Annotated in this window: 19 protein-coding genes; 13 read left to right on the forward strand and 6 right to left on the reverse strand. The window is 70.7% G+C overall.

Translation table 11 applies throughout. The features are described 5' to 3' along the window. Positions 1-9 precede the first annotated feature (9 nt). On the forward strand, positions 10-1,098 hold the full coding sequence (locus ACO0E1_RS16890) for a D-alanine--D-alanine ligase family protein (protein ID WP_422875232.1): 1,089 nt from the start codon (positions 10-12) through the stop codon (positions 1,096-1,098). A 230-nt stretch (positions 1,099-1,328) separates the two neighbouring features. Here ACO0E1_RS16890 and ACO0E1_RS16895 read toward each other — a convergent pair whose 3' ends face one another. Continuing rightward, entirely contained in the window at positions 1,329-1,814 is a 486-nt protein-coding gene (locus ACO0E1_RS16895; RefSeq protein WP_422875233.1) for a DUF3515 family protein, read from the reverse strand. Positions 1,815-1,839: 25 nt separating this feature from the next. On the opposite strand from ACO0E1_RS16895, the gene thiL reads away from it, so the two are divergent. After that, a complete protein-coding gene (gene thiL, locus ACO0E1_RS16900) occupies positions 1,840-2,829 on the forward strand; it encodes a thiamine-phosphate kinase (RefSeq protein ID WP_422875234.1) in 990 nt (329 codons plus the stop codon). Between the two features lie 38 nt (positions 2,830-2,867). Here the strand turns inward: thiL and ACO0E1_RS16905 are convergent, their stop codons facing one another. Then, positions 2,868-3,431, reverse strand: a complete 564-nt coding sequence (locus ACO0E1_RS16905) for an RsmD family RNA methyltransferase (RefSeq protein WP_422875235.1) — start codon at positions 3,429-3,431, stop codon at positions 2,868-2,870. 139 nt (positions 3,432-3,570) lie between these two features. On the opposite strand from ACO0E1_RS16905, the gene ACO0E1_RS16910 reads away from it, so the two are divergent. The 7 genes from ACO0E1_RS16910 (at position 3,571) to ACO0E1_RS16940 (ending at position 12,737) form a co-directional block, all read left to right on the forward strand. Then, complete coding sequence (locus ACO0E1_RS16910; RefSeq protein ID WP_422875259.1) at positions 3,571-5,766, forward strand: ATP-dependent DNA helicase RecG; 2,196 nt, start codon at positions 3,571-3,573, stop codon at positions 5,764-5,766. A 30-nt stretch (positions 5,767-5,796) separates the two neighbouring features. After that, positions 5,797-6,288 carry a pantetheine-phosphate adenylyltransferase gene (gene coaD / locus ACO0E1_RS16915; RefSeq protein WP_422875236.1) on the forward strand — a complete coding sequence of 164 codons (492 nt, stop codon included), beginning with the start codon at positions 5,797-5,799 and terminating at the stop codon, positions 6,286-6,288. A gap of 70 nt (positions 6,289-6,358) precedes the next feature. Continuing rightward, complete coding sequence (locus ACO0E1_RS16920; RefSeq protein ID WP_281267596.1) at positions 6,359-6,874, forward strand: YceD family protein; 516 nt, start codon at positions 6,359-6,361, stop codon at positions 6,872-6,874. Between the two features lie 102 nt (positions 6,875-6,976). Continuing rightward, positions 6,977-7,180 (forward strand): 50S ribosomal protein L32, encoded by a 204-nt coding sequence (gene rpmF, locus ACO0E1_RS16925; RefSeq protein ID WP_058728177.1) that lies wholly within the window; start codon positions 6,977-6,979, stop codon positions 7,178-7,180. A gap of 13 nt (positions 7,181-7,193) precedes the next feature. Further along, positions 7,194-7,973 (forward strand): ribonuclease III, encoded by a 780-nt coding sequence (gene rnc, locus ACO0E1_RS16930; protein WP_422875237.1) that lies wholly within the window; start codon positions 7,194-7,196, stop codon positions 7,971-7,973. A 3-nt stretch (positions 7,974-7,976) separates the two neighbouring features. After that, positions 7,977-8,948 (forward strand): bifunctional DNA-formamidopyrimidine glycosylase/DNA-(apurinic or apyrimidinic site) lyase, encoded by a 972-nt coding sequence (gene mutM, locus ACO0E1_RS16935; RefSeq protein WP_422875238.1) that lies wholly within the window; start codon positions 7,977-7,979, stop codon positions 8,946-8,948. A 66-nt stretch (positions 8,949-9,014) separates the two neighbouring features. Beyond that, positions 9,015-12,737, forward strand: a complete 3,723-nt coding sequence (locus ACO0E1_RS16940) for a chromosome segregation SMC family protein (RefSeq protein ID WP_422875239.1) — start codon at positions 9,015-9,017, stop codon at positions 12,735-12,737. A 163-nt stretch (positions 12,738-12,900) separates the two neighbouring features. Here the strand turns inward: ACO0E1_RS16940 and ACO0E1_RS16945 are convergent, their stop codons facing one another. Next, a complete protein-coding gene (locus tag ACO0E1_RS16945; RefSeq protein ID WP_422875240.1) occupies positions 12,901-13,932 on the reverse strand; it encodes a TerC family protein in 1,032 nt (343 codons plus the stop codon). 204 nt (positions 13,933-14,136) lie between these two features. On the opposite strand from ACO0E1_RS16945, the gene ftsY reads away from it, so the two are divergent. Further along, positions 14,137-15,006 (forward strand): signal recognition particle-docking protein FtsY, encoded by an 870-nt coding sequence (gene ftsY / locus ACO0E1_RS16950; RefSeq protein ID WP_422875241.1) that lies wholly within the window; start codon positions 14,137-14,139, stop codon positions 15,004-15,006. A 58-nt stretch (positions 15,007-15,064) separates the two neighbouring features. Further along, on the forward strand, positions 15,065-15,223 hold the full coding sequence (locus ACO0E1_RS16955; protein WP_281264879.1) for a hypothetical protein: 159 nt from the start codon (positions 15,065-15,067) through the stop codon (positions 15,221-15,223). Positions 15,224-15,309: 86 nt separating this feature from the next. On the opposite strand, the gene lipA is transcribed toward ACO0E1_RS16955, so the two are convergent. Beyond that, positions 15,310-16,293 carry a lipoyl synthase gene (gene lipA, locus ACO0E1_RS16960; protein ID WP_422875242.1) on the reverse strand — a complete coding sequence of 328 codons (984 nt, stop codon included), beginning with the start codon at positions 16,291-16,293 and terminating at the stop codon, positions 15,310-15,312. Continuing rightward, complete coding sequence (gene lipB, locus ACO0E1_RS16965) at positions 16,290-16,964, reverse strand: lipoyl(octanoyl) transferase LipB (RefSeq protein ID WP_422875243.1); 675 nt, start codon at positions 16,962-16,964, stop codon at positions 16,290-16,292. The genes lipA and lipB overlap by 4 nt, the downstream gene beginning before the upstream one ends. 224 nt (positions 16,965-17,188) lie before the next feature. Between lipB and ffh the strand changes: the two genes are divergently transcribed. Continuing rightward, complete coding sequence (gene ffh / locus ACO0E1_RS16970; protein ID WP_281264876.1) at positions 17,189-18,739, forward strand: signal recognition particle protein; 1,551 nt, start codon at positions 17,189-17,191, stop codon at positions 18,737-18,739. Positions 18,740-18,953: 214 nt separating this feature from the next. On the opposite strand, the gene ACO0E1_RS16975 is transcribed toward ffh, so the two are convergent. After that, entirely contained in the window at positions 18,954-20,093 is a 1,140-nt protein-coding gene (locus tag ACO0E1_RS16975; RefSeq protein WP_422875244.1) for a glutamate--cysteine ligase, read from the reverse strand. A 119-nt stretch (positions 20,094-20,212) separates the two neighbouring features. Here ACO0E1_RS16975 and aroA point away from each other — a divergent pair, with 119 nt between their 5' ends. Continuing rightward, positions 20,213-23,380 carry a 3-phosphoshikimate 1-carboxyvinyltransferase gene (gene aroA / locus ACO0E1_RS16980; protein WP_422875245.1) on the forward strand — a complete coding sequence of 1,056 codons (3,168 nt, stop codon included), beginning with the start codon at positions 20,213-20,215 and terminating at the stop codon, positions 23,378-23,380.

Genomic DNA, 23,380 nt, shown 5'->3' on the forward strand with positions numbered 1-23,380 from the left:
GGAGCGCCCATGACCAGCAGCAGCACCACCGTCGTCGTCCTGTTCGGCGGCCGGTCGAGCGAACACGAGATCAGCTGCGTGACCGCCGGCGGCATCATGGACGCGGTCGACCGCGCCGCGTACGAGATCGTCCCCGTCGGCATCACCAAGGACGGGGCCTTCACGCTGCAGCCGGACGACCCGGAGCAGTGGGCACTCGTCGGCGAGCACCTGCCGACGGTGCCGGACAACGGCACGCGCGTCCGGTTCCCGAGCGCCGCCGAGCCGCGGCAGCTGACCGTCGAGCACCAGGACGGCACCGTCACCACGATCCCCGTCGACATCGTCTTCCCGATCCTGCACGGTCCGTTCGGCGAGGACGGCACCATCCAGGGCATGCTCGAGATCGCCGGGCTGCCGTACGCCGGGGACGGCGTCCTGGCGAGTGCGCTCGCGATGGACAAGCACGTCGCGAAGGCCGTCCTCGAGCACGCCGGGCTCCGCGTGGCCCCGTGGACGACCGTGCTCCGTCGGCAGTGGCAGGCCGACGAGCTCGGGGTGGCCGAGACGATCGCGGCGCACGGCTGGCCGCTCTTCGTGAAGCCCGCCCGCGCCGGTTCGAGCATGGGCGTGTCCCGGGTCGACGGACCCGAGCAGCTGGCAGCGGCCATGCACCTGGCGTTCGAGCACGACAGCAAGGTCATCGTCGAGCCCCGCGTCGTCGGGCGCGAGGTCGAGGTCGCCGTCCTCGAGGGTCGCGACGGCACGCCGCGCACGAGCCTGCCCGGCGAGATCGTCGTCGCCGAGGACGGCTTCTACGACTTCGCGTCGAAGTACCTCGGCGGGGACGAGCAGCTCCTCTGCCCGGCGCCGCTGACCGAGTCCGAGACGGACGAGATCCGCTCGATCGGTGCCCGCGCGTTCGAGGCGATCGGCGGCTCCGGTCTCGCCCGCGTCGACTGCTTCCTGACCGACGACGGCTTCGTCGTGAACGAGGTCAACACGATGCCGGGCTTCACCCCGTTCTCGATGTACCCGCGCTGCTGGGCGGCCACGGGGGTCACCTACCCGGAGCTCGTCGCGGAGCTCATCGAGCTGGGTCGCGCCGCCGTCCGCTGACGCGGTCGCACCGCGCGTGGTTGGCCGTTCCGCGCGTAGGGTGCCGATCCGCGCGTGGGGTGCCGATTCGCGCGTAGGCTGCCGATCCGCGCGTAGGAAGTCGTTCGTTCCGGCCACCTACGCGCGATTCGGCTTCCTCCTGCGGGCGCGATGGGTAGGAACGCACGCCACGGCGGACGGGAGGCTCGTGGCGGGCCCGCCACGAGCCTCCCGTCCGGTGGTGGGTCGCGTCAGCCCTGCACGTCGGACGGGTCGAGGCACTCGTGCCCGTCCTTCGGTAGCGCCTCGACGGCGTTCCCGATGTCCTGCAGGACCTGGTCGGTGGTCTTCGTGGAGTCGATGACGACCTGCACCGCGGGGTCCCGCCCGAACGTCGTGTAGACGATCTGCTTCCCCTCGTCGTCGCGGATCCAGTCGACCGACCCCTTCGAGAAGCACGGCAGGTCGGAGACCGTCGGGACCGCGACACCGCAGTGGTAGAGCGCCGCCGAGGGGTCGCCCCACGCAGCGGTGGACTGGGCGTTCGTGTTGCGGAGCGCGTACTTCGTGTCGACGGTGTCCGGGAGACGGACCTGGGCAGCGGCACACGCTGCGGCGTTCGCCGACGGGGCCGCGGTCATCGTGACGGCGTTCGTGCACCCGGTCAGCCCGGCGGCGAGGGCGACCACGACGCCGAGTCCGGCGAGGATCCGCAGGGGGCGGCGCACAGTGTCCATCGAGAGTCCAGGCTACCGTTCTCGTGTGGACGCGAAGGACGAGCCCTGGACCGGACCAACCGTCGGGGAGCTCGGTGAACTCGTCGTGCTCGACCGGGTGACGTCGCGGCTACCGCAGGGGTCGCCGATCGTCGGGCCAGGGGACGACTGCGCGGTCGTCGCCGCTCCCGACGGTCGCTTCGTCGTGACGACCGACATGATGGTGCACGGTCCGGACTTCCGGTGGGCGTGGTCGTCGCCGACGGACGTCGGGTGGAAGGCGGCGGCGACGAACCTCTCGGACGTCGCCGCGATGGGGGCGGTGCCGTCTGGACTGGTCGTGGCGATCGCCGCGCCGCAGGACACTCCCGTCGCGGTGCTCGAGGGCATCGCGGACGGGTTCCGGTTCGCGGTCGACGCGCTCGCTCCCGGGTGCGGGGTCGTCGGGGGAGACCTGTCCACGTCGTCGGCGTTCACGGTCGCCGTGACGGCCTTCGGTGACCTGCAGGACCGTGCTCCGGTGCTGCGGTCGGGGGCGCGGGTCGGCGACGTGCTGGCCGTCTCGGGCGAGCTCGGTCGCGCGGCGCGCGGGCTCGCTCGGCTGTTCCGGTCCGGTGTCGACGCGCACGGTGAGCCGTCGCGGGCCGCGGTGGTCGCCGCTGGTCTCGACGAGGACCCGGACGTCGGGCGGCAGCGTCGACCGGTGCCACCGATCGCCGACGGGCCGCTCGCTGCCGCTGCCGGCGCGACGGCGATGCTCGACCTGTCGGACGGGCTCGCGATCGACGCCGGGAGGCTCGCGCGGTCGAGCGGGGTGACGCTGAAGATCTCCGCGGCGCTCGACGAGGTGGCGCTGCACGGGGGCGAGGACCACGGGCTGCTCGCGACGTTCCCGGCAGACGCCGCGCTGCCCGGTGGGTTCCGGCAGATCGGTGTCGTGCTGGCGCGCGGTGCGGCCGACCTCGTGCGTGACGGTGACGCCGTCCCGACGACGGGGTGGGACCCGTACGCGGACTGGGACGGCGTCGCGGGCTGAGGGGGCGCGGGGGGCGCGGGCGCGGCGCCACTCGCCCGTCAGGCGGTGGCGACCACGGCCTCCCACGCGACGGTCTCGCCGTAGCTGCGCTTGCTGAACGGCGCCAGCCCCGCGGGCCATGTCGGTTCCGGCGACCGCTTGCTGCGCTCGACGATCACGACGGCGTCGCGCGTCAGCCGGGGGACGAGCGCGTCGAGCACCTCGCCGATCTCGGACTCGGCGACGTCGTACGGCGGGTCGATGAACACCAGGTCGAACGTCCGGACGGTCCCACGGAGGAACCCCAGCGCCGGCTGCGCGTGCACGTCGATGCGGACTCCAGGGACCCGCTGCTGCACGGTGCGCGCGTTCTCTCGACAGACCGCCGCGGCCGCCGCAGCCCGGTCCACCAGGACCACCTCGACGGCACCGCGCGAGGCCGCTTCGAGCCCCAGCGCGCCCGTCCCCGCGTAGAGGTCGGCCACCGCGGTGTCGTCGACGAGCCCGCGCGACTCGAGCGAGGAGAACAGCGCTTCGCGCACCCGGTCGCTCGTCGGTCGGGTACCCGACTTCGGCACCCGGAGCGTCGTGGAACCGGCGGCGCCGGCGATGATGCGGGTCATGCAGCAACCGTAGCGGCCGCCGGGTCGGGTTCCGACGTTCTCCACAGGCCGTCCTGGAGGCTCGGTGCACGTCGGTCGTGCCGGGTACCGTTGCCGTGTGGTCACCTCAGGATCCGCCGCGCCGGCCGCCCCGTCCGACCTGCAGTGGGGCCCGGCGCCGCTCGACACGAAGCTCGCGAACGTGCTCGGTGGCCGCACGGCGAAGGCGGTCGAGAAGGCGTTCGGGTACCGCACGGTGGGGGAGTTCCTCGAGCACGCGCCGCGTCGCTACGCCGAGCGCGGTGCCCTGACGGCGCTCGACTCGCTCGCCATCGGGGAATCGGTGACGATCGTCGCCGAGGTCGTCGACGTCCGCGAACGCACGATGCGTCAGCGCCGGGGGTCCATCCTCGAAGCGAAGATCGGCGACGGCAAGGGCCTGCTCACGCTCACGTTCTTCAACCAGGGCTGGCGGACGAAGGACCTCGTCGTCGGTGCGCGTGGCATCTTCGCGGGCAAGGTCGGCGACTACCGCGGCGCCCGGCAGCTCGCGCACCCCGACTACGAGCTCTTCGACGCGGACGACCCTCGTGCCACCGCCGACCCCGAGTCCGAGGAAGCGATCCGGTTCTCGCGGCAGCCGATCCCGATCTACCCGGCCACCGCGTCGCTGTCCTCGTGGCAGATCGCGAAGGCCATGTCGGTGGTGCTCGACACCCTGCCCGACATCGCCGACCCGATCCCGTCCGGCGTCAGGACCCGGCTCGACCTGGTGCCGTTCCGACGCGCGCTCGAACTGCTGCACCGCCCCGAGAAGGTGTCCGACTTCAAGCGAGCGCAGGACGCCCTCCGCTACCGGGAGGCGTTCGTGCTGCAGACCGCCCTGGTCCAGCGCCGCATCGCCGCACGTGCGACGGCCTCGACCCCGCGGACCGCGTCACCTGGTGGGATCCTCGAGCGCTTCGACGCGACGCTGCCGTTCACCCTGACGGACGACCAGCGCGCCGTCGGCGACGAGATCGCGCACGACCTGACGGAGTCGTGGCCGATGCACCGGCTGGTCCAGGGCGAGGTCGGCTCCGGCAAGACCCTCGTCGCCATCCGGGCGATGCTGACGGTCGCGGAGTCCGGCGGGCAGTCGGCACTCATCGCCCCGACCGAGGTCCTCGCGGCGCAGCACCTGCGCTCGATCGTGAAGTTCCTCGGCCCCGACCTCGCCGCCGAACTCCGTCCGGTCATCCTCACCGGGTCGCAGTCCACTGACGAACGCCGTCGTGCACTCCTCGCGGCGGCATCCGGCAGCTCCCGGCTCGTCGTCGGAACGCACGCGTTGCTCGGCGACAAGGTGGACTTCGCCGAGCTCGGCCTCGTGGTCGTCGACGAGCAGCACCGGTTCGGTGTCGAGCAGCGCGAAGCCCTCCGCACGAAGGGGGAGCGACCGCCGCACGTGCTCGTCCTCACCGCGACGCCGATCCCGCGCACCGTCGCGATGACGGTCTTCGGCGACCTCGACGTCTCCACGATCGCCGGCATGCCGTCGGGCCGCGCCGGGGTGGAGACCTTCACGGTCGGCCTGGCGGAGCACCCCGGGTGGGAGTCGAGGATCTGGACCCGCATGGCAGAGGAGCTCGGCGCCGGCCGGCAGGCCTTCGTGGTCTGCCCGGCGATCGACGACGCCCACGCCGAGGACGACGGCGAGCCGTCCCCCGACATCGAGACCGAGGACGACGCGCCGAAGCGTGCGCCGGCGACGGTCCTGGCGACGGCGGAGCGGATGCGCACGATGCCGGTCCTCGACGGCCGCCGGATCGAGGTCCTGCACGGTCGGATGACCGGCGACGAGAAGGACCGCGTGATGACGGCGTTCGCGGCCGGCGAGATCGACGTCCTTGTCGCGACCACCGTGATCGAGGTCGGTGTCGACGTGCCGAACGCGTCGATGATGGCGATCCTCGACGCCGATCGGTTCGGTGTCTCCCAACTCCACCAGCTGCGCGGCCGCATCGGTCGTGGGCAGTACGCGGGCGTGTGCCTGCTCGTCACCTCCGCCGAGCTCGAGAGCACCTCGCGCGAGCGGGTCGATGCGGTGGAGGCCTCTGACGACGGCTTCGAGCTGGCACGCGTGGACCTCGAGCTCCGCCGCGAAGGCGACGTGCTGGGGGAGCGGCAGTCCGGCGGCCGGTCGTCGCTCAACCTGCTCCGTGTCGTGCGGGACGCCGACATCATCGTCGACGCGCGGGAAGAAGCCGAACGACTGCTCGGGATCGACCCGACGCTCGACGGACAGCCCGAGCTCCGGGACGCCCTCGCCCGGCGCCTGGACGAGTCCGACGCGGCGTTCCTCGGCAAGAACTGAACCGGCGGCGGGCCAGGTATGGTCGCGGGTATGACGCAGATCGCGGTCGTCCCCGGCTCCTTCGACCCCGTGACCCTCGGGCACCTCGACGTGATCGGCCGGGCGGCAGGACTCTTCGACGAGGTCCACGTCCTCGTCGTGCACAACCCCGACAAGAAGACCGCGATGTTCGACGCCGTCGATCGTGTCCGGCTCATCGAGGAGTCGTTGGCCGAGACGGGCGCGCCGGCGAACATCCGGGTCGGGGAGTGGACCGCCGGACTCCTCGTCGACTACTGCCGGCAGGTCGGCGCGACCGTCCTGGTGAAGGGCGTCCGTTCGGGCGAGGACGTCGCGTACGAGACCCCGATGGCGATCATGAACCGGCACCTCGCCGACGTCGAGACGGTGTTCCTGCTGCCCGAGGCGTCGCGCGCCCACGTCTCGAGCTCGCTCATCCGGCAGGTGGCGACGCTCGGCGGTGACGTGTCGCCGTACGTGCCCGTCGTCGTCGACGAAGCACTCCGGAACGCCGTCGGCTGAGACGACACGGCAGCGCGCTCCTCGACGTCAGCCGTTGTCCGCGCTAGGATGGCCGATCGTGTCTTCCCCCGTGAACAGCCCCTACGCCCTGCGCGTGCGTGACCTCGCGCACCGCCCGGGCGAGATGCGCGAGCACACGCTCGACATCACCGTCCCCGAGACCCTCGGGGCAGGGGTCGTGGCCGTTCGCGAGGGCGCTCCGATCCACATCGAGCTCCGGCTCGAGGGCCTCCACGAGGGCGTGCTCGTCTCCGGGCACGCTTCCGCAGAGGCCACGGGGCAGTGCTCGCGCTGCCTCATCGACATCAGCGAACCGGTCGAAGTCGATTTCGCCGAGCTGTTCGCGTATGATGCCTCGGAGGATTTCGACTTCCATGTTCACGAAGACCACGTGGATTCTGAACCGGTCGTTCGAGACGCGGTGGTGCTGTCACTGCCGTTCCAGCCGGTCTGCCGACCGGACTGCCCAGGACTCGACCCGGTGACGGGTGAGCGCCTGGCAGACACGGGGCGTACGGCTCCCGAGCCGACGGATCCCCGCTGGGCTGCGCTCGACGGACTGACGTTCGACGAGAACGACAGCTGACCGGGTACGACAGCTGAAGACCGAGTACGACAGCTGAAGACCGAGCACTGCGCTCACAGCACCTCCACCGACTGACCACCGACCAACCGAAAGAGAACCACTATGGCCGTTCCCAAGCGCAAGCAGTCCCGTGCCAACACGCACGCCCGTCGTTCGCAGTGGAAGGCCGCGCCGGTCCAGCTCGTGAAGACGATCGAGAACGGCAAGGTCACCTACAGCCTCCCGCACCGCGCGAAGGTCGTCGAGGACTCGGCCGGCACCGCCCTGTACATGGAGTACAAGGGCCGCAAGGTCGCCGACGTCTGATCCGGTAGCACGCATGGCAGCGACGTCCGGCTCCGCGAGGTCCAACCCCGCGGGGTCGGACGTCGCTCGTCTGCGTGCACTGCTCCGGGTCGACGTGTCTCCGGAGCTGCTCCAACTCGCCCTGACGCACCGCTCGTTCGCGTACGAGCACGGCGGCATCGGGCACAACGAACGCCTCGAGTTCCTCGGTGACTCCATCCTCGGTCAGGCCGTGACGGTGAAGCTCTACCGCGACTTCCCGGACCTCGACGAAGGCGACCTGGCGAAGCGCCGGGCGAGCCTCGTCTCGACGGTCGCCCTCGCGGAGATCGCCCGGCTCAACGGCCTCGGCGCCTACCTGCGGCTCGGCAAGGGCGAAGAACTGACCGGCGGCCGTGACAAGTCGTCGATCCTCGCCGACACTGTCGAAGCCGTCATCGGCGCGACGTACCTCTCCGCCGGGCCCGACGAAGCGACCGCGCTCGTCCTGCGCCTCGTGGAGCCGCTGCTCATCGACCCCGACCGTTTCGGTGCCGCGATGGACCCGAAGACGAGCCTGCAGGAGCTCGCGTCGTCGCTGACCCTCGGCAACCCGGCCTACCGGGTCACCGAAGAGGGCCCCGACCACGACAAGACCTTCCACGCCACCGTCGTGCTGCAGGGCGAGGACATCGCCTCGGGCTCCGGGTCGAGCAAGAAGACCGCCGAGATGGCCGCGGCGCTGGACGCCTGGACGCGCCTGTCAGGCCGGAGCACCGACGACGCGGCGCCCACGGGCGCTGTCGCGCCGGCCGCAGAGCCCGCCGGGTCCTAGCGCGTGCCCGAACTCCCCGAGGTCGAGGTCGTCCGCGCCGGCCTCGAGCCCGCGGTCAGCGGCGCCCGGGTCCTCGCCGTGCACGTGGCCGACGAGCGGGCCCTCACCCGCCACGACGGCCCCGCCGAGGACTTCGCGCACCGCCTGACCGGCAGGACCATCGCCGCAGCCGTCCGCCGCGGCAAGTTCATCTGGCTCCCGCTCGCCGAGCCGGGTGCCGACGGCCGAGCAGAAGCGCTCGTGGCACACCTCGGCATGAGCGGGCAGATCCTGCTCGGCCGCGACCGTCCGGCGGCGAAGCACCGCCGCATCGTCATCGACGTCCAGCCCGGCGGATCGGACCGCGACGGCGCGCAGGAGCCTCCCGTCGAGCTCGAGTTCGTCGACCAGCGCACGTTCGGCTCGATGGCGATCGACGCGATGGTGCCCACGATCGACGGCGCGCCCGCCGGGTTCGCCGGCGTCGTGGACGACCGACAGCCCGATGCCCCCTGGCGTCGGAGCATCCCGACCCAGGTCTCCCACATCGCCCGCGACCCGCTCGACCCCGCGTTCGACGACGACCGGTTCGTGCAGATGGCGAGGAAGCGCTCGAGCGGCATCAAGCGGGTGCTGCTCGACCAGGGCGTCGTGAGCGGCATCGGCAACATCTACGCCGACGAGTCGCTGTGGGCGGCGAAGCTCCACTACGACCGCCCGGCTGACCGCCTGCCCCGGGCATCGGTGCAGCTGCTCCTCGACGAGGTCCGCAGCGTGCTCGCGCGGGCACTCGAGGACGGTGGCACGAGCTTCGACGCCCAGTACGTCAACGTGAACGGCCAGTCCGGCTACTTCTCGCAGCGCCTCAACGTCTACGGACAGCAGGGGAAGCCGTGCCCGCGGTGCGGCACGACGATCGTGCGCGAGGCCTTCATGAACCGATCCAGCCACATCTGCCCCGTGTGCCAGCCGCGTCCGCGCGCTCGCAGGCGTTAGCCTGACGCCGAACAGCGAGACACCAGCCAGCGAGCAGCGCGACGAGCGACACACCCGGAGACCGCCATGTACTTGAAGAGCCTGACCATCAAGGGGTTCAAGTCCTTCGCGCAACCGACGACGTTCGCGTTCGAACCAGGGGTGACCTGCATCGTCGGCCCGAACGGCTCCGGCAAGTCCAACGTGGTCGACGCCCTCGCATGGGTGATGGGGGAGCAGGGGGCGAAGACCCTCCGTGGCGGCAAGATGGAGGACGTCATCTTCGCCGGCACCTCGACCCGTGGCCCGCTCGGCCGGGCGCAGGTGCTCCTGACGATCGACAACACCGACGGGCTCCTGCCGATCGACTACAGCGAGGTGACGATCTCCCGCACGCTGTTCCGGAACGGCGGCAGCGAGTACGCCATCAACGGGGAGAACTGCCGTCTGCTCGACGTGCAGGAACTGCTCTCGGACACCGGCCTCGGGCGGGAAATGCACGTCATCGTCGGGCAGGGGCAGCTCGACAAGGTCCTGCACGCGACCCCGGAGGACCGCCGTGGGTTCATCGAGGAAGCGGCCGGCATCCTCAAGCACCGTCGGCGCAAGGAGAAGACCCTCCGGAAGCTCGACGCCATGCAGACGAACCTCACGCGTCTGTCCGACCTCGCCGGTGAGATCCGACGTCAGCTGAAGCCCCTCGGTCGCCAGGCCGAAGTCGCACGCAAGGCACAGTCCGTCGCAGCCGTCGCCCGCGACGCCAAGGCCCGGATCCTGGCGGACGACGTCGTCCGCCTGCGCCGCGAGCTCCACGAGCACCAGGAGGTCGAGGCCGGCCGGAAGTCCGAGCGCATCGTCCTCACCGAGCGCCTCGACCAGACCCGCGCCCGGCAACAGCACGTCGAGCAGAGCATGGTCGGCGACGACGTGGACCGCGCCCGCACGGTCGTGCACCGGCTCGAGAGCGTGCAGGAACGACTCCGTGGCCTGTCGAGCCTCGCCAACCAGCGCCTGATGCTCCTCGCCCAGCAGTCGGACGCCCCGCAGCAGGGCCCCACGATCACCACCGAGCAGGTCGCCGGCGTCCGCGCCGAGGGGGACCGGCTCAATGCCCAGGCGACCGCGATGCAACAGGGGATGGCCGCGGCCGCCGACCGGGTCCGGCGGGCCCGTGCGACCCTCGACGCGCTCGACGAGCGGATCGCAGCGCAGGCGGCGCTCGTATCCCAGCACGACCTCGACGCGCAGCGGCTCGCCAGCGCGGTCGACGTCGCCAGGTCCAAGCGCGGTTCCGCCGTCGCCGACCGGGAACGTCGGGAGCGTGCGCTCACCGAGGCCACCGAGCGTTCCCGGGTCGCCGAGGCGGCGCTGGCGGACGTCGGGACGGACCCGTCGGCGGACACCGACGCCGATGCCCTGCAGACCGCGCTCGACGCCGCCCGCGAGCGGCTCGAACGGACGCAGACCACCCGCGACGAGCTCCGCGACCGGCTGCACGGCATGGAACGCGAGCGGGACGCCCTCGACGCGCGCGTGGCCGCACTCGGCATGTCGATCGACGTCCGCGACGGTTCCCAGGCGCTCATCGAGGCGGGACGTGCCGGGATCGTCGGCCGGCTCGCTGACCACCTCACCGTGACGGCCGGCTTCGAGGCCGCCATCGCCGCGGCGCTCGACGGACTCGCCGACGCAGTCCTGGCCGAGGACCGCGCAGCGGCCCTCGACGCCGTCGCACACGCCCGCACCGAGGACATCGGTCGCATCGACGTGGTCGTCGCGGACGCCGCAGGAACCGCGGCCGGCTCCGCCGCACCCGCCGGCGTCCGTCGCGCCCTCGACCTGGTCAGCGGCCCGCCCGCCCTGTCCGCGATCCTCGCGGACACGTTGGTCGCCGATTCCGACGACGTCGACCTGGAGGCCGTGCTCACCGCCGCCCCGCAGGCGACGGTCGTGACGCGCTCGGGTGACCTCGTCCGTGCGGTCCGCGTGACCGGCGGCGGTGAGCGGACCACCTCGCGTATCGAGCTCGTCGCGGAACGGGACGACGCGGTGACGCGTCGCGATGCCATCGCGACGGCCGCGGCGGAGCTGGCCACGAGCCTCCAGGCCGCACGCACCGACGTGGACGACGCGCGCCGCGCTGCGGACGATGCCGACCGGACGAGCCGCGCGCACGCCGCAGCCGTCGCCGAGTACGACCGGACGAGCGCGTCGGTCCGCGCGAAGGCGGAGAACGCCCTCGCCGAGGTCGAGCGGCTCCGCGCGGCGCTCGGTGAGACGGATGGTGCGGTCGAATCCGCAGAACGTGTCCTCGCCGAGGCCGAGCAGGCGCAGCAGGAACACGCGGGGGCGCCGCGACCGACCGTCGACGCCTCCGAACGTCCGGCGCTGCAGGACGCGCTCGAGGCGGCGCGTGCCGCGGAGATCGAGCAGCGCATCCAGATCGACACCGTGCGCGAGCGGGCGCGGGCCGAACGGTCGCGTGCCGACCAGCTCGACCGGCAGCTCGAGGCGGAGCGTGCGGCGGCCGAGGAAGCGGCACGGCTCGCGGTCATCCGGCGTGGGCAGATGGCGACGGCCGAGAGTGTCCTCGCGGACCTGCCGGAGGTGCTCGGTGCGGTCGACCGCTCGCTGGCCGAGGCGCGCGTGCAACTCGCGACCGCGGAGTCCGAACGGTCGAAGCGGAACACCGAGCTGCAGACGATCCGGAACGAGGAACGCGAGCTGCGGGATCGTCTGCAGTCGATCACCGACGGTGTGCACTCGCTCGAGATGGAGATCTACGAGAAGAAGCTGCACGTGTCCGGCGTGCTGGACCGGGCTCAGAGCGAACTCGGGCTCGTCGAGGCCGTCCTCGTGGCGGAGTACGGGCCCGACGTGCCCGTGCCCGTCGACGTGCTCATCGACCCCCGGGTGCTCGCGCGGAAGCACCGGGATGCGTCGCGGGCGGCGGCGGCAGCGGCTGCGGTCGCTCCGGACGAGGACGTCGACGTGGATGCTGTGGGCGCCGTGGACTCCGAGGACGCGGACGCGGACGTCCCCGAGCTCGTCGACGCCGAGTCGACGCTGCCGGGCGGCCCCGCGCTGCCCGAGTTCGACGCGACCGACGACGTCGACGTGACCGAGGTCGAGACGGTGCCCTACGTGCGCGCCGAACAGGAGCGCCGGCTGAAGGCGGCCGAACGCGACCTCGGCCAGCTCGGCAAGGTGAACCCGCTCGCGCTCGAGGAGTTCCAGGCGCTCGAACAGCGGCACGCGTTCCTCGCCGAGCAGCTCGAGGACCTGCAGAAGACCCGCACCGATCTCATGACGATCATCGAGGAACTCGACACGAAGATGCAGACCATCTTCGAGTCGGCGTTCAACGACACCCGCGAGGCCTTCGACGTCATCTTCCCGGTCCTCTTCCCCGGCGGGTCCGGGTCGATCACGCTGACCGACTCCACCGACCTGCTCGGGACGGGGATCGACGTGCAGGTGAAGCCCGCAGGCAAGAAGATCGACCGGCTGACGCTGCTGTCCGGCGGCGAGCGGTCCCTGGCGGCGGTGGCGCTCCTTGTGGCGATCTTCACCGCCAGGCCCTCGCCGTTCTACATCATGGACGAGGTCGAGGCGGCGCTCGACGACGCGAACCTCGGCCGGCTGCTGACCGTGTTCGAGCGGCTTCGCGAGGCCTCGCAGCTCATCGTGATCACGCACCAGAAGCGCACGATGGAGATCGCCGACGCGCTGTACGGCGTCTCCATGCGGCAGGACGGTGTGTCGGCCGTGGTCGGTCAGCGCGTCCAGCGTCGCGACGCCGCTGCGTAGCCGCCCGGCTGCCCGGCTGCCCGGCTGCCCGCCTGCCCGCCTGCCCGCGGGGGAGTACCCCGAAAGCGACAGTTCCCCGCGGAGATCCGGCGGGGAACTGTCGCTTTCGCGGTACGGAGCGGTGCGGTACAGAGCGCTGCGGTACGGAGCGGTGCGGGGCGGGCTACTTCGCGTCGGCCTCGGCGGAGACCGTGGGCTGCGAGCCCGTCGGGGTCAGGCCGCGCGCACGGCGCTTGTTCGAGACCACGAGGGACGCCACCGTCGCGACCGCGATCGTCAGCATGATGAACCCGAGCGAGAACCAGATCGGGATCTCCGGCGCCCACTCGATGTGCTCGCCGCCGTTGATGAAGGGCAGCTCGTTGACGTGCATCGCGTGGAACACGAGCTTCACGCCGATGAACCCGAGGATGACCGCGAGCCCCTGGCCGAGGTAGATGAGCCGCTCGAGCAGGCCGGCGATGAGGAAGTAGAGCTGTCGGAGCCCGAGGAGCGAGAACGCGTTCGCGGTGAACACGATGAAGGCGTCCTGCGTCAGACCGAAGATCGCGGGGATCGAGTCGAGCGCGAACAGCACGTCGGTGAGGCCGATGGCGACCATGACGAGCAGCATCGGGGTGAACAGCCGCTTGCCGTCGACCTTGGTGGTCAGGCGGTCGCCGTCGTAGTGGTCCGACGTCGGGATGACGCGCTTCAGGACGCGGATGAGCCGGGAATCACCCTCGTCCGCACCGTGGTCGTTCCCGCTGCGGGCCTGGGACCAGGCGAGCCAGAACAGCAGCGCGCCGAACAGGTAGAACACCCACGAGAAGTTGTCGATGATCGTGACGCCGAGCGCGATGAACAGGCCGCGGGCCACGAGGGCGATCGCGACACCGACGAGCAGGACCTTCTGCTGGAACTCCTTCGGCACCGCGAAGGACGACATGATGATGAGGAAGACGAACAGGTTGTCGACCGACAGTGCCTTCTCCGTCAGCCACCCGGCGAAGTACTCACCACCGGCCTGGTGCCCGCCGAAGACCCAGATCCCGATGCCGAACACGATCGCCAGGGCGATGTACACGACGGACCAGAAGGCGGATTCGCGGATGTGCGGCACGTGCGGCTTGCGCACGTGCGAGAAGAAGTCGAACACCAGCAGGCCGAGGATGCCGGCGATGGTGATGATCCAGACGAGGAACGGGACGTCCAAGGAGTTTCCCTTCAGGGGGCGTACCGGGTACGCCGAGGCCTGAAGGTCTCTTCCGCCGTGATCTGCTGCAACCGATCACGACCGGCGCCCCGGATCCGGATCGTCCCGGACCGTACTGACGAGGTCACCGAGGAGGAATACTCCCCTTCGTGTGGCCGAGCATACCGGGGACCGGCATCAGCCGCCGCGCCCTAAGCTGGGAACATGGCGAGTTCCTGGTCACTGTCCTCCCGGCTGCGCGGGCTCTTCCAGCGGAAGACCATCGACGAGACGACATGGGACGACCTCGAGACGGCCCTGATCGGCGCTGACTTCGGCCCGGACATCTCCGAGGCGATCATCGAGGACCTGCACGCCCGCGTCGACCGCTACGGCACGACCGACCCCGCCGACCTGCAGCGCATGCTCCGCGAGGTGCTCGAGGAACGGCTCTCGAAGCTCGACACCACACTGAAGCTCAGCGCGCGTCCCGCGGTGGTCCTGGTCGTCGGCGTGAACGGCGTCGGCAAGACGACCACGATCGGCAAGTTCGCCAAGTTCCTGAAGACCTACGACCGCACGGTGCTCGTCGGCGCGGCGGACACCTTCCGCGCGGCCGCGGTCGAGCAGGTCGCCACGTGGGCCCAGCGCGCCGGGGTCGACGTCGTCCGCCCGGCACAGCCCGGGCAGGACCCGGCGTCGGTGGCGTACCAGACGGTCGAGAAGGCGATGCGGGACGGCACCGAGATCGTCGTCATCGACACCGCCGGTCGTCTGCACACCAAGGCCGGGCTGATGGACGAGCTCGGCAAGATCAAGCGCGTCGTCGAGAAGCAGACCGAGATCGCCGAGGTCCTGCTGGTGCTCGACGCGACGACCGGGCAGAACGGCCTCGCGCAGGCGCAGGCCTTCATCGAGGGCGCGGGCGTCACCGGGCTCGTCATCACGAAGCTCGACGGCTCCGCGAAGGCCGGCTTCGTGCTGAGCGTGCAGGAGAAGACGGGCATCCCGATCAAGCTCATCGGGCAGGGCGAGGGCATCAACGACCTGACCGGCTTCACCCCGCACGTGTTCGTGCAGAACCTCGTCGGCTGATTCCGGGTACCGTCTCGGCAGTACAGGGATCGTCCAGGTACACGGAAGGAGCCCTCACATGCCCGCACTCCTGATCATCGCGATCGTCGTCGGCCTCGTCCTGCTCTTCAGCGGCATCTTCGTCGGTGCCCTGAAGTTCCTGCTCTGGGTCGGCATCGTCCTCATCATCCTCGCCGTCATCGGCTGGCTGCTGCGGAGCATCCGCGGTCGCGCGTAGCAAGCAGTGTGCCCGGAACGGGCACCACGCGGACGGGAGGCACGGTGCCAGCTGGCACCGTGCCTCCCGTCTGTCTGTGGCTCGTCCTAGACCGCCTGGCGGCCCACCGGGGCATCGACCAGATGCGCGAGGTGCGCCGGCACCGTGCCGCCGCGCGCGACGGTCGCGCGGGCCCAGAGCCGTCCGGCACGGTACGAGGACCGCACCAGCGGTCCGGCGAGGACCCCCGCGAAGCCCATGTCCTCGGCGAGTTCGCGGAGCTCGACGAACTCCTCCGGCTTGACCCACCTCGCGACCGGCAGGTGCCGGGGCGACGGGCGGAGGTACTGCGTCAGCGTGATGATGTCCGTGCCGGCGTCGTACAGCTGCTGGAGGGCGTCCTCGATCTCGGCACGTTCCTCGCCCATGCCGAGGATGAGGTTCGACTTCGTCACGAGCCCTGCGTCGCGCCCCTGCGTGATCACGTCGAGCGACCGTTCGAACCGGAAGGCCGGACGGATGCGCTTGAAGATGCGGGGGACGGTCTCGACGTTGTGGGCGAAGACCTCGGGGCGGGCGTCGAACACCTGTCCGAGCTGGTCCGGGCGGCCGTTGAAGTCCGGCACGAGGATCTCGACGCCGGTGCCGGGGGAGTGCTCGTGGATCGCCCGGATGGTCTCGGCGTAGAGCCAGGCCCCGCCGTCGTCCAGGTCGTCGCGGGCCACACCGGTGACGGTGGCGTAGCGGAGGCCCATGCTCGCGACGGAGTCCGCGACGCGTCGGGGCTCGTCGCGGTCGAGCGGCTCGGGCTTGCCGGTGTCGATCTGGCAGAAGTCGCACCGGCGGGTGCACTGGGCGCCGCCGATGAGGAACGTCGCCTCGCGGTCCTCCCAGCACTCGAAGATGTTCGGGCAGCCGGCCTCCTGGCAGACGGTGTGGAGCTGCTCGGACTTCACCAGGGCGGAGACCTCCTTGAACTCCGGGCCCTGGGTCGCGCGGGTCTTGATCCACGCGGGCTTCGTCTCGATCGGTGTCTCGGCGTTCCTGGCCTCGACGCGGAGCATGCGGCGGCCTTCTGGAGCGAGGGTCATGCGGGGATCCGTTCGTTCGTACTGATGCGTGCGCCGGTGTGCATGCCGTCGAACGCGTCCTGGACGCGATGCGCGACGGTGTCGGCGAGGTCGGCGACGGTCACGGGGCGCGCTGCCGCCGCGCTGAGGGTGGTCACGCCGGCGTCGGCGATCCCGCACGGCACGATCGCGGCGTAGGCGTCGAGTGTGTTGCCGCAGTTGATCGCGATGCCGTGGCTCGTGACGCCCTCGGCGACGTGCAGGCCGATCGCGCCGACCTTGTCGAACGTGCCGCTCGGGTTCCGGACCCAGGCGCCGCTTCGGCCGTCGACCCGTTCCGCGGCGACCCCGACGGTGGCCGCGGTGTCGATGATGACCTGCTCGAGGTCGCGCACCCACGCCACGACGTCGAGGGGCTCGGCGAGCCGGACGATCGGGTAGGCGACGAGCTGTCCAGGGCCGTGCCAGGTGATGCGTCCGCCCCGATCGACCTCGACCACGGGGGAGCCGTCCGTCGGCAGGTCCGATGCCTCGGTGCGTCGACCGGCCGTGTACACGGAGGGGTGCTCGCAGATGACGAGGGCCCCGGGGGAGCGGCCTGCGACGACGTCGGTGTGGAGTGCTCGCTGCAGTGCGAGCCCCTCGGCGTAGTCGAGCAGGCCGGGCGGACGGACGACCTCGAGTTCCGGCATGCTCCGAGCGTACGACGTTTCTGGACGCCGTCCAACAACGTGGAAGCTGTTGTCCGCCGTCCCACCCTCACCCCCTCCCCCACCCCCACCCCCACCCCTCCCGCGTCCCGCCGGCGAATCGAGGGAGCAGAAAACGTCGGGTGGTCGCGCTCGACCCGACGTTTTCTGTTCCCTCGATGCGGGCCGCGGGAACGCCACGGCGGGGCCTGTAGAATCGTCGGATCATGGCGCAATTCGGATCCCTCTCTGATCGGCTGACCGAGACCTTCCGCAACCTGCGGACGAAGGGACGGCTCTCCCCGTCGGACGTGGACGGCACCGTCCGCGAGATCCGCCGGGCCCTCCTCGACGCGGACGTCGCGCTCGAGGTCGTCAAGGCGTTCACCGCATCGGTTCGCGAGCGGGCCCTCTCCGACGAGGTCAACCGTGCGCTGAACCCGGCGCAGCAGGTCGTCCAGATCGTCAACGAGGAACTCGTCGGCATCCTCGGTGGACAGCAGCGCCGGCTCGAGTTCGCGAAGAAGCCGCCGACGGTCATCATGCTCGCGGGTCTGCAGGGTGCCGGGAAGACCACCCTCGCGGGCAAGCTCGGCAAGTGGCTCAAGAAGGACGGCCACACGCCGATGCTCGTCGCGGCGGACCTCCAGCGTCCGAACGCCGTGCAGCAGCTCCAGGTCGTCGGCGAGCAGGCCGGCGTGCACGTCTTCGCCCCCGAGCCCGGCAACGGCGTCGGGGACCCGGTCAAGGTCGCGAAGAACGCCATCAAGGCCGCGGTCGACCAGCAGTACGACACCGTCATCGTGGACACCGCCGGTCGACTGGGTGTCGACGCCGAGCTCATGAAGCAGGCCGCGAACATCCGCAAGGCCGTCGACCCGGACGAGGTCCTCTTCGTCATCGACGCGATGATCGGTCAGGACGCCGTCACGACCGCCCGCGCGTTCCAGGAAGGCGTCGACTTCACGGGTGTCGTGCTGTCGAAGCTCGACGGCGACGCTCGCGGTGGTGCTGCCCTGTCGGTCGCCAGCGTCACCGGTCGCCCCATCATGTTCGCGTCGACGGGTGAGTCGCTCGACGACTTCGAGCCGTTCCACCCGGACCGCATGGCGAGCCGCATCCTCGACCTCGGCGACATCCTGTCCCTCATCGAGCAGGCCCAGGGCGCGTTCGACGAGGAAGAGGCCCGCAAGGTCGCGGACAAGATCGCGACGGACAGCTTCACGCTGAACGACTTCCTGCAGCAGATGCAGCAGCTCCGCAAGGCGGGCTCGATCAAGGGCATGCTCGGCATGCTCCCCGGCGCCAAGGGCATGCGCGAGGCGCTCGACAACTTCGACGAGCGCGAGATCGTCCGCACCGAGGCGATCATCCAGTCGATGACCCCGCAGGAGCGCGAGCTCCCGAAGCTCCTGAACGGCTCGCGTCGTCTCCGCATCGCCCGCGGTGCCGGCTCCACGGTGACTGAGGTCAACCAGCTCGTGAACCGCTTCGAGCAGGCGGCCAAGATGATGAAGACCGTCGCCCGTGGTGGCGTCCCGCAGATGCCCGGCATGGGGCCGATCCCCGGGATGCACGGCGGCAAGAAGCAGCAGCAGGGTGGCGGCAAGAAGAAGAAGGTCGGCAACCCCGCGAAGCGTGCGGCCCTCGCCGCCGGTGCGGCGGCCGCGCCGCAGCAGGCGCCGAAGGGCTCCGGCCTCGGACTCGGCGGCGGCAAGAACGGCAAGGCGCCCACCGAGGAAGAGCTGGCGAGCCTGCAGAAGTTCCTGGGTCGCTAGTCGCGACCCCCAGGCGGACGGGAGGCCCGGTGCCAGCTGGCACCGGGCCTCCCGTCCGTCTGTGCGTACGTTCCTGCCCATCGCGCCCGCAGTGGGAAGCCGAAACGCGCGTATGAGGACGGAACGAACGGCCTCCTACGCGCGAATCGGTCTCCTACGCGCGGAACGGCCTCCTACGCGCGGAACGGCTCTCCACGCGCGCTTCGGCCCGTGGCTAGAGGGAGTCGCGCAACTCCGCGACCAGGTGGCGGACGACCGCGCGCAGGTCGCCGTCGTGCTCCTGCGCCACCTGGAGCTGCCGCTGGTACGACGCGCCACGCTCGATCATCGTGTCGAGGTGGTGCAGTTGCTCCTGGCAGCCGAGCCGCTCCGCGATCGGGTCCAGGCGCTCGACGAGGTCGTGCACCTCGTCCGTGACGAGCCGTTCGTCGCCGGCGGCGTTCGTGATGATCTCCGCCTCCATGCCGTAGCGGGCCGCGCGCCACTTGTTCTCGCGGATGAACCACGGCTGCATCGTCGGCAGGGTCTCGCCGGCGTCGAGTCGGTCGGAGCACGCGGTGACCAGGCACTGCACGAGCGCGGTGACGGCACCGACCTCGTGCAGGGTCGAGATGCCGTCGGAGACCCGGTTCTCGAGCGTGCCCCACTGCGGTGACGGCCGGATGTCCCAGCGCAGGTCCTTGACGTCCTCGATGACGCCGGTGTGCGTCAGGTCGCCGACGACCTCCTCGAAGTTCGCCCACGCGCCGAGCTGCGGCGGGAGCCCGCCGGTCGGGAGCTGCTGGAACATCAGGGCCCGGTTCGACGCGTAGCCCGTGTCGGTGCCGGCCCAGAACGGACTCGACGCGGTGAACGCCTGCACGTGCGGGACGTAGGCGAGCATGGCACCGAGGATCGGGAGCGCCTTGTCGCGGTGGTCGATGCCGACGTGCACGTGCACGCCCCAGATCAGCATCTGGCGTCCCCACCACCTGGTCCGGTCGATGAGCGTCGTGTAGTGCTCGCTGTCCGGGGTGATCTCCTGCTGGTCCCACACCGCGAACGGATGCGTCCCGGAGCACATGACCTGCGCGTCGAGTGGTTCGGCGGCGTCGATGACCTCGCCGATGATGCCGGAGAGCTCGTCCGTCGCGCCGCCGACGGTGTGGTGGACGCCCGTGACGACCTCGACCGTGTTGGTCAGGAGTTCCTCGGTGACCTGTTCGTGCGAGCCGAGCCGCTCGCGGACGGCGGCGATGACCGCAGGGGCTCGTGGGGTCAGGTCGCCCGTGTCGCGGTCGACCAGCGGGAGTTCCCACTCGACGCCGATGGTCGATGCCGGGGACTCGGTGAAGCGGATGTCCATGCTGAACATCCTGCCCGGATCCTTGTCGGACACGCACAAGGATCGGGCAGTCCGGTCGTGCGGACTGCATTTCTCAGGAGTTACCCATCAGGACTACCGTAGAAGCGCTCAACAGGGAAGAGGAACGCATGCAGCTGGTCGTACGAGGTACTTCTGCCCCGCTCATCGGAGAGCTCGACATCCCCGTCTCGAAGTACCACGCGCACCGCGCGCTGGTCCTCGCGTCGCTGGCGAAGGGGACGAGCATCGTCTCCGGGATCAGCACGACACGGCAGGTCGAGTGGACCGTCGGCACGCTCCGTGCCCTCGGCGTCGACATCAAGCGCCGCGGGAACGAGTACCACGTCACTGGACTCGGCGGGCGGTACGAAGCGACCGACGTCGTCGACCACGGGTCGCGCGGTGCCGACGGTGTCCTGAACATGGGTTCGTCGGGCACGACGCTCTACTTCATGACCGGACTGGCATCCCTCGCGGACAAGCCGATGACGCTGTCCGGGATGAAGTACTTCCAGCGCCGACCGATCAAGGCGCTGCTGACCTCGCTGACCCAGATGGGCGTCGAGCTCGAGGCGACGAACGACTGCCCGCCGGTCACCGTCCAGCCGAAGCGCCCGCGCGGCGGCGACGTCACGATCGCGGGCACGCTCTCGCAGTGGATCTCCGGCCTGCTCCTCGTCGCGCCGTTCGCGGAAGAGGAGACACGCATCCACATCACGGGCGGCCGCCTCAACGAGCAGCCGTACGTGGAGCTCACCGTGCGCATGATGCGCCAGTTCGGCCTGCGGGTCGAGGTCTCCGACGACTGGCTCGAGTACCGGATCCCGGCGAACCAGCAGGCGACCCCGCACGACTACGTCATCCCGCCGGACATCGGGTCCGCCGCCTTCGGCATCGCCGCTGCCGGCATCCGCGAGTCCAACGTGCTGCTCCGCGGCATGACCTCGTTCACCACCGCGGACACCGATCACCCGGAGAGCGAGTTCCTCGACCTCGCGACGGCGATGGGCGTCCCGATGCGCATCGACGAGGAGACCGGCTTCGTGCGGATCGAGCACGACGGCTCCCCGCTGCAGCCCCTCGACATCGACTGCCAGCCGATCCCGGACCTCCTGCCGATCCTGTCCACCATGGCGACCTTCGCCGAGGGCACGACCCGGCTCTGGAACGTGGCGCACATCCGGCTGAAGGAGTCCGACCGCGTCGCCGCCATGCTGCAGCTGAACCGGATGGGCGGCCGTGCCGAGCAGGGCGCCGACGAACTCCGCGTGACCGGAGTGGGCGCAGGTGAGCTGCACGGCGCGTCGATGTCGTCGTTCAACGACCACCGCGTGCTCATGTCGCTCGCGGTCGCCGCGTCGAAGGCCGACGGGGTCTCCGCCCTCACCTACCCGCGGGCGTACCGGATCTCCTACCCGACGTTCCTCGAGGCGATGAACTCCGTCGGCCTCGAGATGGAGGTCGGCGACGCGCTCGCCGCGAAGGCCGCCGCCGACGACCGCGCGGACCAGGCCGAGCGCACCCGGGTGGCCGACCAGCAGACCGACCTCGGCGAGGACACCGAGGCCACGGCCCGTGCCGCTGACCTGCCGGAGCTCACCGGCGTCGACGCCGACCCGCTCGTGCTCTCCGAGAAGGTCCGGACGCTGTCCGAGACCGACCCGGACGGTCTCGCCGTGATCGAGGTCGGCGGCCCCGAACCCGTGAACACGACGTGGAAGGAACTCCAGGACGAGGCGGACAAGGTCTCCGCGCTGCTCCTCGAGCTCGGCGTGCGCCGTGGCGAGTCCGTCGCCATGCAGCTCCCGAACTGGCGCGAGTTCGTGTCGATTACCCTCGGGGCGATCCAGATGGGTGCCGTCGCCACGCCGATCATGCCGGTGTTCGGCCCGCGTGAGACCACGATGACCCTGGCGCGCTCCCGTGCCCGCGTCGTGTTCCTGCCGAACGTGTTCCGCAAGCGTCGCCCGGCGCTCGAGCTCCTCGACGTCGTCGACGAGGCGAAGGCGCAGAAGCGTCGGCTCTCGGTCGAGCACGTCATCGTCATCCGTTCGGAAGCGCGCGGTCAGGGCGACACCCCGACGAATCAGGCACCGCTGCCCGCCGACGCCGCCGAGCGCGTGGCGGCGAGCGAGTGGAACTGGCGCTACTTCGACACCGCGCTCGAGAGCGTCCAGGTCGACGTCGATCAGATCCGCTCGCACGCGCCGACGCCGGACGACATCTGCCAGCTGCTCTTCACGTCGGGCACCACCGGCGAGCCGAAGGGCGTGCAGCACCCGCACCGCACGCTCGGCCTCGCCACCGCGATGCACGTCGCGCAGTCCGGGCTGACGAGCGAGGACCGGATCTACATCCCGTCGCCGCTCGCACACCAGACCGGCTTCCTCTACGGCATGCTGCTGGCGTTCCGGCTCGGTGCCCCGCAGGTCATCCAGCCGGTGTGGGACGGCACCGTCGCGCTCGAGCAGGCCTTCGGTGCGGCCGGAGCGACCTTCGTGCAGTGCGCGACGCCGTTCCTGACCGACCTGGTCGACCTGGTCGAGGCGGGTGCACCCCAGCCCGAGGCCCTCCGCATCTTCGTCCCGACCGGTGCCGCCGTTCCCCGTGCCCTCGCCCAGCGGGCCAGCACCGTGCTCGGCACCGCGATCCTCGGGGCGTTCGGCACGAGCGAGACGTGCCTCGGTGCGCTGTCGAGCCCGTCCGACGACCCGGCGGACGCCTACGGACACGACGGCCGCGCGCTGCCCGGCATCAAGATCCGCATCGTCGACGACGAGGGCAACGAGCTGCCGGCCGACACCGAGGGCAACTACGAGCTGCACTCGCCGACGATGTTCGACGGGTACCTCGACCGCCCCGACCTGACCGACGACGTCTTCACCGAGGACGGCTGGTACAAGACCGGCGACCTCGCGAAGGTGTCCGCGAAGGGCTTCCTGTCGATCACCGGCCGCGTCAAGGACGTCATCAACCGCGGTGGCGAGAAGATCCCGGTCGTCGAGATCGAGAACCTGCTCTACCAGCACCCGCTCGTCACCGACGTCGCCATCGTCGCGATGCCCGACGAGCGCCTCGGGGAGCGCGCCTGCGCGTTCGTCGTGTCCGCTCGTCAGGGTGAACCCCTCGACTTCCGGACGATGCAGCAGTACCTCGAGAAGTCCGGCGTGTCCAAGTACTACTGGCCGGAGCGGCTCGAGTACATCGCCGAGCTGCCGCGCAACGCGGTCGGCAAGGTCCAGAAGAACGTCCTGCGCGAGCAGGCTGCCGCGCTCGTCGCGACGAAGGAGAAGTAA

It is taken from the genome of Curtobacterium guangdongense, assembly GCF_049341845.1.
In the GTDB taxonomy this organism is placed as follows: domain Bacteria; phylum Actinomycetota; class Actinomycetes; order Actinomycetales; family Microbacteriaceae; genus Curtobacterium; species Curtobacterium guangdongense.

Excerpts from the sequence above, each read along its gene's own strand:
- ACO0E1_RS16890 (WP_422875232.1), top strand. The coding sequence starts at position 10 with ATGACCAGCAGCAGCACCACCGTCGTCGTCCTGTTCGGCGGCCGGTCG.
- ACO0E1_RS16895 (WP_422875233.1), bottom strand. The coding sequence starts at position 1,814 with ATGGACACTGTGCGCCGCCCCCTGCGGATCCTCGCCGGACTCGGCGTC.
- ACO0E1_RS16905 (WP_422875235.1), bottom strand. The coding sequence starts at position 3,431 with ATGACCCGCATCATCGCCGGCGCCGCCGGTTCCACGACGCTCCGGGTG.
- coaD (WP_422875236.1), top strand. The coding sequence starts at position 5,797 with ATGACGCAGATCGCGGTCGTCCCCGGCTCCTTCGACCCCGTGACCCTC.
- rpmF (WP_058728177.1), top strand. The coding sequence starts at position 6,977 with ATGGCCGTTCCCAAGCGCAAGCAGTCCCGTGCCAACACGCACGCCCGT.
- rnc (WP_422875237.1), top strand. The coding sequence starts at position 7,194 with ATGGCAGCGACGTCCGGCTCCGCGAGGTCCAACCCCGCGGGGTCGGAC.
- ACO0E1_RS16940 (WP_422875239.1), top strand. The coding sequence starts at position 9,015 with ATGTACTTGAAGAGCCTGACCATCAAGGGGTTCAAGTCCTTCGCGCAA.
- ftsY (WP_422875241.1), top strand. The coding sequence starts at position 14,137 with ATGGCGAGTTCCTGGTCACTGTCCTCCCGGCTGCGCGGGCTCTTCCAG.
- ACO0E1_RS16955 (WP_281264879.1), top strand. The coding sequence starts at position 15,065 with ATGCCCGCACTCCTGATCATCGCGATCGTCGTCGGCCTCGTCCTGCTC.
- lipA (WP_422875242.1), bottom strand. The coding sequence starts at position 16,293 with ATGACCCTCGCTCCAGAAGGCCGCCGCATGCTCCGCGTCGAGGCCAGG.
- lipB (WP_422875243.1), bottom strand. The coding sequence starts at position 16,964 with ATGCCGGAACTCGAGGTCGTCCGTCCGCCCGGCCTGCTCGACTACGCC.
- ffh (WP_281264876.1), top strand. The coding sequence starts at position 17,189 with ATGGCGCAATTCGGATCCCTCTCTGATCGGCTGACCGAGACCTTCCGC.
- ACO0E1_RS16975 (WP_422875244.1), bottom strand. The coding sequence starts at position 20,093 with ATGTTCAGCATGGACATCCGCTTCACCGAGTCCCCGGCATCGACCATC.
- aroA (WP_422875245.1), top strand. The coding sequence starts at position 20,213 with ATGCAGCTGGTCGTACGAGGTACTTCTGCCCCGCTCATCGGAGAGCTC.